Source organism: Nonomuraea sp. B19D2 (genome assembly GCF_040137845.1).
Taxonomy (GTDB): Bacteria; Actinomycetota; Actinomycetes; order Streptosporangiales; family Streptosporangiaceae; genus Nonomuraea.
In genome coordinates this window covers 89373-104689 of sequence record NZ_JBEFAK010000037.1, presented here as the reverse complement: position 1 = coordinate 104689, position 15317 = coordinate 89373, and the positions used below count along the sequence as shown (strand labels likewise).

18 protein-coding genes are annotated in these 15317 nt (G+C 70.1%); 5 read left to right on the top strand and 13 right to left on the bottom strand.

Going from position 1 to position 15317, the window contains the following annotated elements:
• Positions 1-167: 167 nt before the first annotated feature.
• From ABN273_RS44045 to ABN273_RS43990, 12 genes are all read right to left on the bottom strand, one after another.
• Entirely contained in the window at positions 168-1637 is a 1470-nt protein-coding gene (locus ABN273_RS44045; protein ID WP_349455530.1) for a hypothetical protein, read from the bottom strand.
• A 58-nt stretch (positions 1638-1695) separates the two neighbouring features.
• Entirely contained in the window at positions 1696-3213 is a 1518-nt protein-coding gene (locus ABN273_RS44040; protein ID WP_349455529.1) for a hypothetical protein, read from the bottom strand.
• 156 nt (positions 3214-3369) lie between these two features.
• Positions 3370-4038: a TenA family protein gene (locus tag ABN273_RS44035; RefSeq protein ID WP_349455528.1), complete on the bottom strand. Its 669-nt coding sequence runs from the start codon at positions 4036-4038 to the stop codon at positions 3370-3372.
• Between the two features lie 5 nt (positions 4039-4043).
• The gene (locus ABN273_RS44030; RefSeq protein ID WP_349455527.1) at positions 4044-5666 is read right to left on the bottom strand and encodes an FAD-dependent monooxygenase; all 1623 of its coding nucleotides are present in this window, start codon (positions 5664-5666) and stop codon (positions 4044-4046) included.
• Positions 5666-6397 (bottom strand): SDR family NAD(P)-dependent oxidoreductase, encoded by a 732-nt coding sequence (locus ABN273_RS44025; RefSeq protein WP_349455526.1) that lies wholly within the window; start codon positions 6395-6397, stop codon positions 5666-5668. The genes ABN273_RS44030 and ABN273_RS44025 overlap by 1 nt, the downstream gene beginning before the upstream one ends.
• Before the next feature lie 22 nt (positions 6398-6419).
• Positions 6420-6887, bottom strand: coding sequence for an anthrone oxygenase family protein (locus tag ABN273_RS44020; protein ID WP_349455525.1), 468 nt, complete (start codon positions 6885-6887; stop codon positions 6420-6422).
• The gene (locus ABN273_RS44015) at positions 6884-7354 is read right to left on the bottom strand and encodes an SRPBCC family protein (RefSeq protein WP_349455524.1); all 471 of its coding nucleotides are present in this window, start codon (positions 7352-7354) and stop codon (positions 6884-6886) included. Before ABN273_RS44015 ends, ABN273_RS44020 begins: the two co-directional genes overlap by 4 nt.
• Positions 7355-7370: 16 nt before the next feature.
• Entirely contained in the window at positions 7371-7637 is a 267-nt protein-coding gene (locus ABN273_RS44010; protein WP_349455523.1) for an acyl carrier protein, read from the bottom strand.
• A complete protein-coding gene (locus ABN273_RS44005; RefSeq protein ID WP_349455522.1) occupies positions 7634-8872 on the bottom strand; it encodes a ketosynthase chain-length factor in 1239 nt (412 codons plus the stop codon). Before ABN273_RS44005 ends, ABN273_RS44010 begins: the two co-directional genes overlap by 4 nt.
• On the bottom strand, positions 8869-10125 hold the full coding sequence (locus ABN273_RS44000; protein ID WP_349455521.1) for a beta-ketoacyl-[acyl-carrier-protein] synthase family protein: 1257 nt from the start codon (positions 10123-10125) through the stop codon (positions 8869-8871). The genes ABN273_RS44005 and ABN273_RS44000 overlap by 4 nt, the downstream gene beginning before the upstream one ends.
• On the bottom strand, positions 10125-10574 hold the full coding sequence (locus tag ABN273_RS43995; protein WP_349455520.1) for a cupin domain-containing protein: 450 nt from the start codon (positions 10572-10574) through the stop codon (positions 10125-10127). The genes ABN273_RS44000 and ABN273_RS43995 overlap by 1 nt, the downstream gene beginning before the upstream one ends.
• The gene (locus ABN273_RS43990) at positions 10567-10893 is read right to left on the bottom strand and encodes a TcmI family type II polyketide cyclase (RefSeq protein ID WP_349455519.1); all 327 of its coding nucleotides are present in this window, start codon (positions 10891-10893) and stop codon (positions 10567-10569) included. The genes ABN273_RS43995 and ABN273_RS43990 overlap by 8 nt, the downstream gene beginning before the upstream one ends.
• Positions 10894-11042: 149 nt before the next feature.
• Between ABN273_RS43990 and ABN273_RS43985 the strand changes: the two genes are divergently transcribed.
• Complete coding sequence (locus tag ABN273_RS43985; RefSeq protein ID WP_349455518.1) at positions 11043-11918, top strand: NAD(P)-dependent oxidoreductase; 876 nt, start codon at positions 11043-11045, stop codon at positions 11916-11918.
• A 20-nt stretch (positions 11919-11938) separates the two neighbouring features.
• On the opposite strand, the gene fabG is transcribed toward ABN273_RS43985, so the two are convergent.
• Entirely contained in the window at positions 11939-12685 is a 747-nt protein-coding gene (fabG, locus tag ABN273_RS43980; RefSeq protein ID WP_349455517.1) for a 3-oxoacyl-ACP reductase FabG, read from the bottom strand.
• A 161-nt stretch (positions 12686-12846) separates the two neighbouring features.
• Here fabG and ABN273_RS43975 point away from each other — a divergent pair, with 161 nt between their 5' ends.
• Genes ABN273_RS43975 through ABN273_RS43960 form a run of 4 tightly spaced genes read left to right on the top strand, consistent with a single transcriptional unit; the run spans position 12847 to position 15284 of the window.
• A complete protein-coding gene (locus tag ABN273_RS43975; RefSeq protein WP_349455516.1) occupies positions 12847-13584 on the top strand; it encodes an SDR family NAD(P)-dependent oxidoreductase in 738 nt (245 codons plus the stop codon).
• On the top strand, positions 13584-13964 hold the full coding sequence (locus tag ABN273_RS43970) for a SchA/CurD-like domain-containing protein (protein ID WP_349455515.1): 381 nt from the start codon (positions 13584-13586) through the stop codon (positions 13962-13964). The genes ABN273_RS43975 and ABN273_RS43970 overlap by 1 nt, the downstream gene beginning before the upstream one ends.
• Positions 13961-14821 (top strand): LLM class flavin-dependent oxidoreductase, encoded by an 861-nt coding sequence (locus ABN273_RS43965; protein ID WP_349455514.1) that lies wholly within the window; start codon positions 13961-13963, stop codon positions 14819-14821. Before ABN273_RS43970 ends, ABN273_RS43965 begins: the two co-directional genes overlap by 4 nt.
• A 7-nt stretch (positions 14822-14828) precedes the next feature.
• Positions 14829-15284 carry an anthrone oxygenase family protein gene (locus tag ABN273_RS43960; protein WP_349455513.1) on the top strand — a complete coding sequence of 152 codons (456 nt, stop codon included), beginning with the start codon at positions 14829-14831 and terminating at the stop codon, positions 15282-15284.
• Positions 15285-15317: the final 33 nt, after the last annotated feature.

The window sequence follows — 15317 nt, the reverse complement described above, 5'->3', positions numbered from 1 at the left end:
ACCTCTGGATGCCACCCGACCCGGTAACCGGCTGACCATCCCAGGATCGGCCGTACTCACGCATGCCTGAGGACGATCACACAGCGCGATCACCAGAAGCCGAAATGCGCTGGAGGTGAATGCTTACGTAGGGCTCACCTTGAGCGGACGCCGCCACGCTGGACAACTCAGCTGGTGGCGCCGATGTTCGGCGGTGTGTCGCGGGGGATCGGGGCGCCGTGGATGTCGCGATCGCCCGCATCGTGGAGGGCGAGACCGGCGCCGATGGCCGGGGAATCGCCGTTCAGCCGGAATCCGAGCAGGTTTTCCGGATCGACGAATTCCGGGTCCGCGACCACGGGGTTGGCGTGGTGTGGCGGCACGGCGACGTTGTGGTAGAGGTTGTGGTCGTAGACGCCCACCGCGTCATTGATGGCCGAGCCTTCTGCCCGGCCGGAGAAGATGTTGTTGGTGAAGGCGATCGGCGTGTGGTCGCCGCGGCTGCCGACGATGACGTCGGCGGCGGGGCTGTGGATCACGTTGTGGTAGAACTTCACGTTCCTGATCGCGTTGGCGCAGCCGTTGGCGACGACGGGGATCTCGAAATCCCCCAGGCGAAGGTCCTTGTCGTTCTGGCTGATGTTGTACCGGACTGTCGCGCCGTCGGTGTGCGAGCCGGGGATCGCGCAGAACAAAATGAACGGGCCCTCGTTGTCGTGGCTGTAGTTGTACTGGTAGACGAGGTCGGAATTGCCCGAGTCGACGCTGAGCGCGAAGGACGGCGGCGTGGCGGCGCCGCCCGTGATCTCGTTGCACTGCACGATGGGGCGGATCGAGTTGGACGCGAGAACTCCGGCACGGGATTCCGCCGTGCGCAGGCCGAATCCGTCGACCTTGTTGTGCTCCGTCAGCGAGTCCATGCCGTTCTGCACGAGGATCCCGTCACCGCCGAGCCCGCTGAGCTCGTTGCGGAAGATCCGCACATTGGTGATGGGCACGAAATGATTGGTGCCGGCCGAGAACAGTTCATGGCGATTCCACTGCGACAGCGTGCCGATGCCGATGTTGTCGACGTCGGACACGGTGCTGTGCGAGACCTGGATCCCGTCGAATCCGGTGGCCACCTTGGCGCCGGCGGCCTTGAACACGATGCCGCCGCTGTTCTCGAGGTCGGCCTTCAGCGCATCGGGGCCGGCCACGTCGTGGACCACCACATCGTCGACCACGTAATGCCGGCCGATGCCGTAGTCCTCCAGCAGAACGTAGATGCCCGCGCGCGCGGCCGCATCTCTGGGGCCGGGATTGGCGATGTCGAGCTCGCGGATCTCCCAGCCTTCCACGTTGTGCAGGAACACGGCGGCGCGGGCCCCGCCGCCGGTGATGGCGGGGCGGTCGCCGGTGCCGTAGGCGCCGATGAAGATGGGGTTTCCGACCGCGCCGGACCCCTGCGGCTTCAGCACGCCCTGATAGGTGCTCCCGCGGCGGAACAGGATCGAGTCGCCCGGTTTGAAGACGACCGAGTTGACCTGCTCCAGGGTCCGCCACGCCGCATGTGAGGACAGGCCGGTGGCGGAATCGTCGCCTGAACGGGAATCCACGTAGTAGCGCAGGCCGGTGGCGGCCGGAGCGCTGGCTCGACGAGGTGGGCTCTGCACCATGAAGCTCACTCCAGAAACGGGGACAGCCCCCTGCGGGAGGGGGCTGTCATGGGGACGGTCAGCTGACACAGGGCCCTTGGTAGGCGCCGATGTTCGGCCCGCTGGCAGGCACCTGGGAGCCGAAGATGTCGCGGCCGCCGTTGTCGGCGATGGCGACGCCGGCGCCGATGGCGGGCGAACCGCAACGCAGCCGGTATCCGAGGATGCTGTCCAGGCCGGTCCCGCTTCCCGGATTGACGAAGTTCGGGTCCGCGGTCACGGGGTTGGTGTGGTGGGACGGCACTTCGACGTTGTAGTAGAGGTTGTTGTCGTAGATTCCGACCGAGTCGTGGATGACCGAGTTTCCGGCGCGGCCGAAGAAGATGTTGTTGGTGAACTGGATGGGGGTGTGGTCGCCGCGGCTGCCGGAGATGACGTTGGCGTTCGGGCTGTAGATCACGTTGTTGTAGAACTTCACGTTCGGGATCCCGACGTCGCAGCCGTTGGCGACGACGGGGATCTCGAAGGTGCCGAGGAGCAGGTCCTTGTCGTTCTGGCTGATGTTGTAGCGGACGACCGCGCCGTCGGCGTGCGAGCCGGTGAACGCGCAGAACAGCATGAACGGACCGTCGTTGTCGTGGCTGAAGTTGTACTGGTAGACGGTGTTGGAGTTGCCGGCGTCGACGCTGAACGCGAACGACGGCGGTGTGGCGGCGCCGCCCGTGACCTCGTTGTACTGCATGACCGGCCGGTCGGAGTTGAACGCGACGACTCCGGCGTGCGAGGCGCTCGCCCGCAGGCCGAACCCGTCGACCTTGTTCCATTCCGTCAGCGAGTCGACACCGTTCATCACCAGGATGCCGTCGCCGCCCTGGTCGGAGACCAGGTTCCAGGAGACGCGCACCTTGGTGTTCGGCACGAAGGTGTTGGTGCCCGCGGGATACAGGGCCCGCTTGGACCACTGGGAGACGATGCCGATGCCGACGTTGTCCGTGCCCGAGACGATGTTGCGCGTGATCTCGATCCCGTCGAACCCGGTGGCCACCTTGGAGCCGGCGGCCTTGAACACGATGCCGCCGCTGTTCTCGAGCTCGGGCTGCAGGCAGTCACAGCCGGGCACGTCGTGGACCTTCACCCCGCTGATCTTGTAGTACTTGCCGATGCCGAAGTCCTCGAGCAGGACGTAGATGCCCGCGCGCGCGCTGCTGTCCCGGGTGGCCGGGTTGGAGATGTCGAGATCGCGGATCTCCCAGCCCTGCACGTTGTACAGGAACACGGCGGCGCGGGCCCCGCCGCCGACGATGGCGGGACGGGCTCCCGTGCCGTAGGCGCCGACGACGATGGGGCTGTCGGCCGTGCCGGACCCCTGCGGCTTCAGCACGCCCTGACAGGTGGTCCCGCGGCGGAACAGGATCGAGTCGCCCGGCTTGAAGACGATCGAGTTGACCTTCTCCAGGGTCCGCCACGCCGTGCTCGTGGACAGGCCCGAGGCGGAGTCGTTCCCGGAGGCGCAATCGACGTAATACCGGGTGCCGGCGGTGGTCGTCGTCGACGCTGCCGCCTGCGCGGGGGCACCGGCCATGACGAACGCGCTCATGACGGCGATGAGTAAGAGAATGTGGGCAGCGGGGCCACGGCTCCTCCGCACGATTTCCGACGTGTTATCCATGTGCTTTGCTCCAAGAAGGTATTGCTTGGGTCCAGGAAGGGACGTGGGAGCGAGTCTGAACCGACCGGCTCGACGGCCGCTCGATTAGGGCTGAACGGCCCATTCCTGGTGCCGCCAGGCGGCATCCGCGAAGGCCCACTCAAAACGTGCGCCAATGAGAAACTGCTCGACGAGCCGCTTCCTGTCGGCCTCCGAGCACTGCACGCCCACCTCGTCGACCATGGCGAGGTAGGCGTTCACGTAGCCCTCGTAGTCCCCGCCGGGCGGATACTGCGCGACCCACGAGGCATAGCGGGATCCGGGCTCGCAGCGCTCCCGCAGATCGTCGGAGACGAAGAGATGAAACCAGCTCATCGGCAGCAGACCGGCAATGCCGGCGGCGAACGAGATCGTGGGCGCGGCGAGCATGAAGGACGTGTAGGCGTGGATCACCGGGCGGGCCGCGGTGCTGTCCGAACCGGCCACGGGAAGCCCCGCGGCCAGGTCGGACAGTCCAGCGGCCAGCTTGGGCAGCGAGCCGAACGTGGCACTCGCCGCTGAGCAGAGCAGAGTGCCGTGCTCGTCCCGCTCGGCGAGCGCCGCGCACTGGGCCAGCGCCCGCGCATAGGTGGGAACGACATAGCGGGCGTCCTGCTCGGCGAAGTACCACAGTGATGACGGCGGCAGCGTGCCCGCACGCAGGCCCGTCCAGAACGGATGGTCCTTGACCTTGGCCACCAGCGGCCGCGCGATCGCCGACAGTTCCGCCCGCATGGACATCAGCGCGCCGCCGCCGTCACGCTGAGGCCGCCGGCGACCCGGCCGAGGACATCGGCCAGCACCTGCTCCGCGTCGGCCGCGCCGCCGCCCCGCCAGGCCACGAACGCGTCCGGCCGGACCAGGACGGCGCCGTCACGGGCGATGCCGAAGGTGGCGGCCCAGTCGTCGTCCTGCGGGACATAGTCGCCCTCCGCGCCCAGCCGTACCGCACACAGCGGCACGTCAGCGTGCTCGGCGAGCTTGGCCGCCGCCTCGTGCCAGGCGCCGCCGTCAGGGCCGGTGAGCAACACGTACGAGTCCCAGAACAGGTCGATGGTGGACAGCCGCTCGCCGTCGCGCTCCAGCCAGACGTGCGGCGCCCGGGTGCCCGGCTCGCCGGCCAGCTCCAGCGGCGCGGTCAGCGTCGGCCTCGGCGTCTCGGTCACCACCGCCTGGGAGCGGTAGCGGTAGCCGAGCGTGATGATGATGTCGTCGACCATCTCGTTCCGGACGTCTTCCGTGGCGTACCCGTGCCTGATGCGGTTCCTGACCATGGCCTGCTGGGCCATGGCGGCGCCCACCGCGTGGCGCTCGTCGTGATAGGTGTCGAGCAGCTCGGGGCCCGCCCAGCCGTGCAGCGTGGCCGCCAGTTTCCAGGCCAGGTTGTGCGCGTCGTGGATGCCCGTGTTGGCGCCGAACCCGCCCGCGGGCGGGTGCACGTGGGCGGCGTCCCCGGCCAGGAACACCCGCCCGACCCGGAAGCGCTCCGCCACCAGTTGCGCGCCCTCCCACGGCACCTTCGCCATGATCTCGACGTGCATGTCCGGCTTGCCGGACGCGGTGCGAACGATCTCCACGCAGCGCTCATCGGTGAAGTCGGCCGGTGACTCGCCCTTGTCCGGGTGGTAGATGGGGGCGGCCAGCCAGGGATCGCGCCCGTGCAGCCGGGACAGCCCGGTCATCGTCCCGCCCGCGGTCGCGTAACACAGGATGAACGGCCGGTCGGCCAGGATCTCCTCCAGCTCGGGCGCGCGGAAGTAGATGCTGAGCGCGTTGAACACGGTGCCGAGGCCGGTCCGGGAGACGCCGAGGATGTTGCGGACCGAGCTGCTCGCGCCGTCCGCACCCACGAGGTACTGCGCCCGGACCGTCGTGACCGTTCCGCTCGCCACGTCCTCCACCTGGGCGGTCACGCCGTCGTCGTCCTGCTCGATCGCGCGCAGCCTGGTCGCGAAGCGCACCTGGCCGCCGTACTCGCGGGCCTTGTCCGCCAGCACCACCTCGTAGCGGTCCTGGCCGCAGCCCATGACCCGCTCCGGGCTGATGGCCACGCCGTCCAGCGACGGAGCTTCGAGCACCTCGGCGTCGGCGATCTCGGAGAAGGTGTTGACCCGCAGGATCCCGCCCTCGAAGAACGGGTGCGAATCACCGATCTCCAGCGCCCGGACCTCCTTGCCCAGCCCCGCCGCCCGGAAGATCTCCATGGTGCGGGCCTGCAGGCCGGGCGCGCGAGGCAGCATGGAGGTCTCGCCACGCTTCTCGACGACCAGCGTCCTGATCCCGTGACGGCCCAGGAAGACCGCCGTGGACAGGCCGACCGGGCCGGCGCCCACGATCAGCACCGGCACGTTCTCGTCGTACATCAGATTCCTCCATCGACGTTGATCGTCTCGCCGTTCACGAACCGCGACAGGTCACTGGACAGGAAGGCGACGACTCCGGCTATGTCCGCGACGTCCCCGAGCCGGCCGAGGGGGATCATCTTCTGGTAGCGCTCGAGCACGGCGGGCGGCGTCGGCTCCTCGGTCTGGATCGGCCCCGGCGCCACCACGTTCACCCGGATCTGCCGCGGGCCCAGCTCCTTGGCGAGGGAACGGGTGAGCCCGACCAGGCCGGCCTTGGTGGCCGTGTAGTGGGCGCGCAGCGGGATGCCGACCGTGGCGACCCTGGAGCCCACGAAGATGACCGAAGCACCCTCGCTGAGCAGCGGCAGCGCCCGCTGCGTGACCAGGTACGGCCCGCCCAGGTTGTTGGTCACGACGCGCTGCCACTCCTCGAGCGGGAGCTCGGCGAACGGCACGTGGCTGATGACCCCCGCGTTGTGCACGACCACGTCAAGGGATCCGTACGCGGCGCGGCACTGCTCGACGAGGTTTTCCACGTCCGCCGGGTTGCTCACGTCCGCCCTGACCAGGTGGTGGTCGCCACCGGTCTCCTTGAGTTCGCGGGCCAGGCTCGTGACGGCCTCGCCCTCCGTGCGGTAGCACGTCACCACGTCGGCCCCCGCGCGGGCGAGGCCGAGCACGACGCCCCGCCCTATGCCCCGCGAACCGCCGGTCACGAGGATCTTCTTTGCGGTCAGATTGAGCTCCATCGTTCCATGGCTCCTGTGACATCTAGAGGAGGAGCGCCGCCGCCACGAGGTTGGCGATCAGCGCGGCCAGCGAGAGCACCACTCGCGCGGTGTTCCAGTTCTTCCAACGGACCCGCGGATCGCGTTCCGGCCAGTCGTTCGGTTGGCTCGCCGGGTCCAGCGCGGTCACGTACTTGTTGATCGGGACGTTCTTCACCAGGGAAATCGTCATGAGCACGGCCAGCAGTGCGGCGGCGAGCCAGAACAGGCCCGCCGCGTCCGCCCGCCTGCCGGAGCTCATCACCGCCAGGGCGACGTCCAGCCCGAACGCCAGCGCGTTCATGATGGGCAGGAACGGGTCGTAACGCGGCCACAAGAACTTGATCAGACTCACATACCCCGCGTACGGCAGGCGGAGGGCGAAGGCCGCCAGCCCGATCGCGTTGCCGAGCATGACGCCGGTCGCGACCCCGTTCGCGAACAGCGCCAGCGCGAGGAGCGCCCCGGTCATCCCGCGCCCTGCGGGGCCGCCGCAGCTGCCTTCTCCACCAGCCCCTTGATCCGGTTCATCTGGATCGCGGTGTTGTGGTTCAGGTACGCGGTCATCCCGTCGTCGTCGGCCGGGGCCTGCGGCTTCATGTGGAAGTCCTGCACCCAGCGCATCCGCACACCCTCAGGGACCTCGCGGTACTCCCAGAAGATGTTCATGTACTCGAACGGGCCGGTCTCGACCCGGTGCGCGCGCACCTCCCGCTTGACGGGGTCGGGGGTGCGCTGGGAGACCCAGCTCCACACCGTGCCGTCCTCGTCGGGGTGCATGGTGAGGCGGAAGGTGATCGTCTCGCCGTCGCGCTCCAGGATCTCCGCGGCGGCGTACTCGCTGAACAGCTGGGGCCACGAGGCGACGTCGTTGGTCATCTCCCAGACCAGGTCCATGGGGGCCTCGATGACGATGGCGTTGTCCGTGTGTCCGGCCATGGCAGGTTTCCTCCGTTCAGTTCGCCAGACGAACGTTGACGTAGTCGGCCAGGGCGCGGGGCGTGGGCAGCTGCTCCACCACGTCGTCGGGGATCACGACGCCGAGGTGGTTCTGGAGCTTGGCCGTAACCTCCAGCACCGCGAGCGAGTCGTAGCCGAGGTCGACGAACGGCACCTCGGAGATGTCGTCGCCGAGGTTCACGTTCTCGGCGGCGCCGGCGCACTCGATCATCGTGACTTTGAGGTCCTCGACGGTGAAGGGAGTAGGAGTGGTCTGGGTCATCTGGTGCTCCGTTCGTTCGTGACGATGACTGCCGCGTTGAATCCGCCGTGGCCGCGGGCGACGACCATGGCGGTGCCGAGGTCCGCCTCGCGTGGCGCCCCGCGGACCAGGTCGATGTCGCACCCAGGGACCAGCTCGGTCACCCCGGTCGTGGGCGGGATGACGCCGTCGCGAATGGCCAGCAGGGCGCTCGCGAGGTCGAGGGCCGCGCCGCCCGCGTAGAGCCGCCCGGTCATGGTCTTCGGCGCCGTGACCGGCGGGCGGCCCGGGCCGAACACCGCGCGGATCGCCGCGGCCTCCTGCAGGTCGAGCTCCGGCACGCCGGCCGCGTCCGCGAAGATCACATCGACGTCGCCGCCGGTCAGCCCGGCGTCGGCGAGCGCCAGCTCCATGGCCCGACGCAGGCCCGGCTCCCGGCCCGAGCCAGGACGCGGATCGAAGGTCGAGGCGTAACCGGCGATCTCCCCGTAGACCCGCGCGCCCCGGGCCCGCGCGTCCTCGGCGTTCTCGACGATCAGCATCGCGCCGCCCTCGCCCGGCACGTAGCCGGACGCGCCGACCCCGAAGGGCAGGTACGCCGTGCCGGGATCGGTCGACTCGCTGAGCCGCCCGTTGCTGTACTGGGCGGTCACGCCGTAGGGGCACAGGGAGGCGTCGGTTCCGCCGGTGACCACCAGCCGGGTGCCGTTCCTGACCAGCTGGCGTGCCTGGCCGGCCGCGTCCAGCCCGCCCGCCTGCTCGGCGCAGATGACCCCGCAGGGTCCGCGCATCCCGTGGCGGATGGAGATCTGGCCGGTCGTGGCCGCGTAGAACCACGCGATCGACTGGTAGGCGCCGACCCAGGAGGGCCCCTTGGACCACAGCAACTCGATCTCCCGCTGGCCGAACTCGGTCCCGCCGGAGGAGCTGGCGGTCACCACGGCCATGTCGTACTCGGGGATGGCCGAGGGGTCGGCGCCCGCGTCCTGCAGCGCCCAGGCCGCCGCGGCCAGCCCGAGGTGGGTGCCGTGGTCCGTCTGCGGGATGAGCCGGCTCGGGATGTGCTCGCCGGCGGTGAAGCCGCTCACCTGCCCGGCCAGCCGGACCGGGTAGCCGGAGGCGTCGAAGCGGCTGATCTCCCTGATGCCGCTCTGCCCCGCCAGCGTGGCCGCCCAGTACTCCTCGATGCCGAGCCCGTTCGGCGCCGCGATCCCGAGTCCGGTGACGACAGCCTGCCTGCTGGTTGTCTCGCTCATGCCGACCTCACGATGGCCATGGCGGTCTGGAAACCGCCGAACCCGCTGCCGACGCTGAGCACTCCGTCGATCGCGTGCTCCCGCGCCGTGAGCGGCACGTAATCGAGATCGCACTCGGGGTCCCGCGTGTGCAGGTTCGCCGTCGGCGGCACCACCTGGTGCTCGATGGCCAGCGCGCAGGCGGCCACCTCGATGGATCCGATGGCGCCGAGGGAGTGGCCGACCATGGACTTGATGGAGCTGACCGGCACCTCATACGCACGCCGGCCGAGCGCGCGCTTGAAGGCCGCGGTCTCGTGCCTGTCGTTCTGCTTGGTCCCCGAGCCGTGCGCGTTGATGTAGTCGATGTCCGAGGCGTCCAGCCGCCCCATGGCCAGGGCGTTGCGGATCGCCTCGGCCATCTCACGGCCGTCCGGCTTGAGCCCCGTCATGTGGTACGCGTTGCTGCGGCTGGCGAATCCCGCTATTTCGGCATAAATGTGCGCACCCCGTGCCACCGCCGCCTCCCGCTCCTCCAGGACGAAGACGGCGGCCCCCTCCCCGAGGACGAACCCGTCCCGGTGCGCGTCGAACGGACGGGACGCGTGGGCCGGATCGTCGTTGTTGGGCGAGGTCGCCTTGATCGCGTCGAAGCAGGCCGCGGTGATGGGCGAGATGGGTGCGTCGGTGGCGCCGGCGATCACCACGTCGGCACGGCCGGTCCAGATCTGCTGGGCGCCGTTGCCCACCGAGTCCAGCCCCGCCGTGCAGCCCGTGGAGATCAGGGAGACCGGCCCCTCGGCGCCCGCCGCCCAGGCGACCTCGCACGCGATGGTGCTCGGCGCCATGTATCCGTACAGGTGCCGCACCACATAGTCGGGATCCACCAGCCAGCGCCGGCCGCCGTCGCTCAGCACGACGTACTCCTCTTCGAGGCCCATCGTGCACCCCACGGCGCTGCCGATGCTGACCCCGATGCGCTCCGGCGGCACCCCTTCGAGGCCGCTGTCGGCCAGCGCCTCCCTGGCGCACACCACGCCGAACTGCGCGGCCCGGTCCATCCGGCGGATCTCCGCCGGGCTCAGCCCCTCCGCGGCCGGGTCGAAGTCGGCCTCGGCCGCGACGCGGGAGCGGAAGCCGGACGCGTCGAACAACGAGATCGCACGGGTGGCGGTGCGGCCCTCGGACAGCAGATCCCAGAACGCCTTCGTTCCGATGCCGCCCGGGGCCACCACGCCGATCCCGGTGATCACGACGCGCCTGTCAGTGCGCATCAGTTCGGCCCTCCAACATCAGGTACCGCGTGCTCCGCCCCGGGGTTCGGCAGCGGCTCGGTGTCGACGTGGCCGAGCTCGGGCCGCGGCGCCAGCGGGCTCAGGTGGAAGACCGCGTACACCTCTTCCGCGCCGTCGTTCCAGACCCGGTGCGGCACACCCTTGGGCACCATCAACCCTTCGCCGGCCTCCAGGTCCAGCACCTGCGTGCCGATCCTGGCGGTGAGCCGGCCGCGCACCACGAAGAGGAACTCCTCGGAGTACGGGTGATAGTGCTCGGCCACGAACTCGCCGGGGACGAGCGTCAGCGTGCCCATGAACCCGGAGGTGGAGGCGACCGTCTTCGGGCTGAGCACCACCCGGATGTCACCTCCGCGGCGCCGGTTGGCGGCCACGTCGTCCGCGCGCACCTTGGCCACTACGGCGAGCTTCTCCGCTGCGTCACTCACCGTTCGCCTCCCAGACGTAGAAGGGGTTGGCCATGGCGTCCTTCGGCTCGCGCCAGTTCGGGTCGTAGGGCCGGATGTGCTGCGCCAGCCGCTGGTTGATGTCGTCATAGAGCGGGTGGCTGCGCGCCTTGTAGAGATTCGGCGTGATGTCGTCATCCGCCTCCACCAGGTGGAAGTAGAGGTTGTGGAAGCGGAAAAGCGTGCGTCGCGACACTCCGATCATCCGGGGCAGGTCCGTGGAGTCAGAGTCCCTGAAGATCTGAGCCACGTTGTCAGCCTCGGCCGGTTCCATGCGGGCGACGATCAATGTCCGATGCACCCGGAGCTCCTCTCGTTTTGATGCCCCATGGTTGACCCGATGGTTCTGGTCTCGGTCGAATCCCGCTCGAATCGGGCGGCGCGAGTCCATTTCGAGCCGCGGACCGCACAGTGGCGGCGGGATTTCAGAACCGTCGAAAGGTGACTGCTGTGAGCGGCGAGAACGAGCTGGCCTTCATCGGTCTTGGCGGCATGGGCGCCGGCATGGCGCTGTGCCTGCGCGAGGCCGGATTCCCGCTGGTGGTCTACAACCGCACGGCGGCCAAGACCGTGCCGCTGGCGGAGGCGGGAGCACGCGTCGCCGCCTCGGCCGGCGAGGCCGGCCGCGACGCCTCGATCGTCCTGCTCAGCCTCAGCGACGAGGCGGCGGTCGAGCAGGTCCTGTTCGGCGAGCTGTCCGGGCGGCTACGTCCGGGCGCGCTCGTGGTGGACACCTCGACCGTTTCGCCGGCCTACTCCGCGGACGCGTCCGAGCGGCTGGCCAGGACCGGCGCCCGCCGCGTCGAGGCGTGCGTGATCGGGAACCCGCCGATGGCCAGGGCGGGCCAGCTGCGGATCTTCACGGCCGGGCGGAGCGAGGACGTGGACGGCGCCCGCGAGGTCCTTGAGGCACTCGCCCAGGAGATGGTGCACGTCGGCCCGGCCGGCTCGGCCTGCGGGCTGAAACTCTCCTTCAACCTGCTCCTCGGCAACCAGATCGCCGCGCTGGCCGAGGCGGCGCAGCTGGCCGTCAGCGCCGGCGTCGACCGCGACCTGTTCTTCACGACCATCGCCAAGAGCGGGTTCAGCTCGCCGGCGCTGGCCTTCCGCGCGGAGCTGATGCGGACCCGCCGCTACGAGCCGCCGGCGTTCCGCAGCACGCTGATGGAGAAGGACCTGCGCCTGGCGGTGGCCGGTGCCGCCGCGCACGACCTGGAGCTGCCCGTCACGGCGGGCGTGGCCGAGCGGTTCGGCGCGGCGATCCGCGCCGGTGACGGCGACAAGGACGCCGCCGCCATCGCCGAGCTGCGCACCCCCGCCCGCTGAGCCGGGCTCAGCGGGCGACGTCAGATCGCGATTCCGCCGTGGACCTCGAAGACGCTGCCGGTGATGTACGAGGCCCGGTCGGAGGCCAGGAACGCGACGAGATCGGCCACCTCTTCGGGGTGGCCGAACCGGCGCAGCGCGATCGCGTCCAGCAGCCGCTTGGTGGCCCGCTCGCTGAGCTGGTCGGTCATGTCCGTGGTGATGAGACCCGGCGCGACCACGTTGGCGCGCACCCCGTGCCCGCCGATCTCCTTGGCCAGCGCCCGGGTGAAACCGATGATGGCCGCCTTCGACGCCGAGTACGTGGTCTGCGTCGCGTTGCCGTACACACCGGCGACGGAGGACATGGTGATCAAACAGCCCGACCGGCGCTTCATCATGCCGAAGACCGCGGCGCGGCACAGGTGGTGCACACCGCCGATGTTGGTCCGCAGCACCGCCTCCCAGTCGGCCTCCTCCACGAGCATGAGCGGCCCGTCCCTGGTGATGCCGGCCGACGTCACGACCGTGTCGATCGGGCCGAGCTCGGCTTCCACGCGGTCGACCCAGTCACGCATCGCCTGACCGCTGGCGACGTCCGCGCGGACCGGGAGCACCTGGCCGCCGAACTCCCTGGCCTCCTTGGCCACCGCCGCCGCGCTCTCCTCGGCGCTGTGGTAGCAGAAGCTGACATCGAATCCGTCCCGTGCCAGCCGCAGCACGATCGCCCGGCCGATGCCGCGCGAGCCGCCGCTGACGAGCGCGACCTGCCTGTCTGTGTGGCTCATTACCACAGAGTCGCACCGGGCCCGGAGGGACTGCTCGAGGCCGGCTCGAGAACCGTACGCCCCGCGGCCTGCGCTCACGCGGCCGGTCGAGCCCTGTTCCAGCCCGTCGCGAGCGCGACGGCCCAGCATCGGCCAAGACGTGCCCTGAGCGGAGGTTGATCGTGGATCTTGAACTGGCCGGCAAGCGGGTCCTGGTGACCGGCGGCACGCATGGGATCGGCCGGGCGACCGTACTGGCGTTCGCCCGGGCCGGAGCCCGTGTGGTCGCCTGTAACCGCAGCCCGGGAGAGGCGGCCGACGGCCTGGCCCGTGAACTGAAGGAACTGGGTGACGGCCACCGGGTGGTGCAGGCCGACGTGACCGAGCCCGATGGCGCGGCCACGCTCGCTGCCGTCTGCCAGGAGGCGCTCGGCGGTCTGGACGTGGTCGTGAACAACGTCGGCGTCGACGGCCGCGCCCGTTTCGCGGAGCTCACCGAGCAGGAGTGGGACCGCGTGATCACGGCGAATCTCACCAGCAGCTTCCTGGTGACCCGGGCCACGCTCGGGCTGCTCGCCGACCACGGCTCCGTCGTCTACATCGGGGCCTCGGCCGGCATGCGCGGGCGGCCGGAGAGCGCCCACTACTGCGCTTCCAAGACCGCGCTCTCCGGACTCACCCGGTCGCTGGCCAGGGAGCTCGGCACCCGGGGCGTGCGGGTCAACACCGTGGCGCCCGGCGTGATCGTGAAGGGGCCGGATGACGGGCCGCCGCCCCCGGTCGCCGACCTCATCAAGGCGGTGACGGCGCTCGGCCGTCTCGGCTCTCCCGAAGAGGTGGCGGCGGCCGTGCTCTTCCTGGCCAGCGACGTGTCCCGGTACATCACCGGGGTCACTCTCAACGTGGACGGAGGCGTCTGATGCCCTATGCCGCCATCACCTACAACGTCCGCCCCGGATTCGACGACGAGATCGCGGAGATCTTCGCCGACTTCCAGCGGGTGGACACTCCCATCCTGCGCGGCGCGACCGGCGACGAGGCCGGCCGGCTGCTCGGCACGGCCGTATTCCTCAAGGACGGCGTGCTGGTCCGAGTGATCCACTACGAGGGCGACTTCCGGGCTGTCGCCGCCCACATGGCCGGGCAGAAAGGCGTGCACATGATCGAGGAGAAGCTGGCGCCCTACCTCGTCGACCAGCGCGACACCTCGACGCCGGAGGCGTTCCAGGCGTACTTCCGCAACGCGCTCATGCGCTGCATCGTCCAGCTCTCCGTGGACACGCATCCTGCGGGCCGATGATGGAGCTGGGCATCGGGCTGCCGACGATGGTGTCGGGGATCGCCGGCAGCGACCTTCTCACCTGGGCCCGGAGGGCCGAAGAGCTCGGTTTCTCGTCACTCGGGGCGCTCGACCGGCTGATGTACGACGGCTACGAGCCCCTGATCGCGCTGGCCGGAGCGGCCGGCGCGACGAGCCGGATCCGGCTGGCCACCACCATCCTGATCGCCGCCTACCGAGGTGACCGGGCGCTGCTCGCCAAGCAGCTGGCGAGCCTGGACCGGCTGTCCGGCGGACGGCTCGTGGTGGGCGCCGCCGCCGGCGGACGGCAGGACGACTACGAGGCGTGCCGTACCCCTTATGCGGAGCGCGGCCGGCGGCTCGACGAGCTGCTCGCCGAGCTGCGCGGGTTCTGGAGCGGGGAGAGCGACGAGCCGGTCCCCGGGCCGCGCGCCGAGAAGGGCGGGCCGCCGCTGTTCGTGGGCGGCCACTCGCCCGCGGCCATGCGGCGCGCGGCCGCCTTCGGTGACGGCTGGATCGCCGGGGGCAGCTCGGCGTCCGCATATGGCGAGCTGGTCGGCCGGGTCAGGCAGGCATGGGAGGCGGCCGGCCGGGCCGACCGGCCGCGCCTCATGGCGATCGCCTACGTGTCGCTGGGGCCGGACGGGCGCGAGCAGGCCGCGCACCACCTGCTGGACTACTACTCCTTCATGGGGTGGAAGGCCGAGATGGCGGTGCGGAGCGTGCTCACCGACGCGCACCAGCTGCGTGACTTCGTGGCCGGCTACGAGGCCGCCGGCTGCGACGAGCTGCTGCTGTTCCCGTGCGTCCAGGACCCGCGGCAGGCGGATCTGATCGCCGACGCCGTCTGGAGGTGAGCTCACCATGCTGAACGTCCTGTCCGTGCTGGTGCTCCTCGGCAGCGGCACGGTGGCGGGCGTGCTGTTCGCGGTGGCCGTCAGCACCGTGCCGGCGCTGGCGGCGATGCCGCCGGACCGTTACGTCTACACGCACACGCTGCTCGGCCGGAACTGGGATCCGACCATGCCGCTCATCGTGCTGGGCACGACGCTGCTGGACATCGTCCTGGCCTTCTGGGCGCCGGGAGGCGTCGCCCTCGCGCTGGTCATCTGCGCGTCGGTGTGCCTGGCCGGCGTCTCGTGGGTCTCGCACCTGCGCAACGTGCCGATCAACAAGCGGGTGCACCAGACCGATCCGGACGCCGTCCCGCCGGGGTGGGAGGATCCGCGGCCGGTGTGGCGGCGCTGGCATCTGCTGCGTACGTCGCTCGCGATGGTGGCGCTCGCCGCCAACAGTCTCGCGCTCACGTTGATCTTCTGACCGGTCGAGGCCCAAGGGATCTCCCTTGGGCCT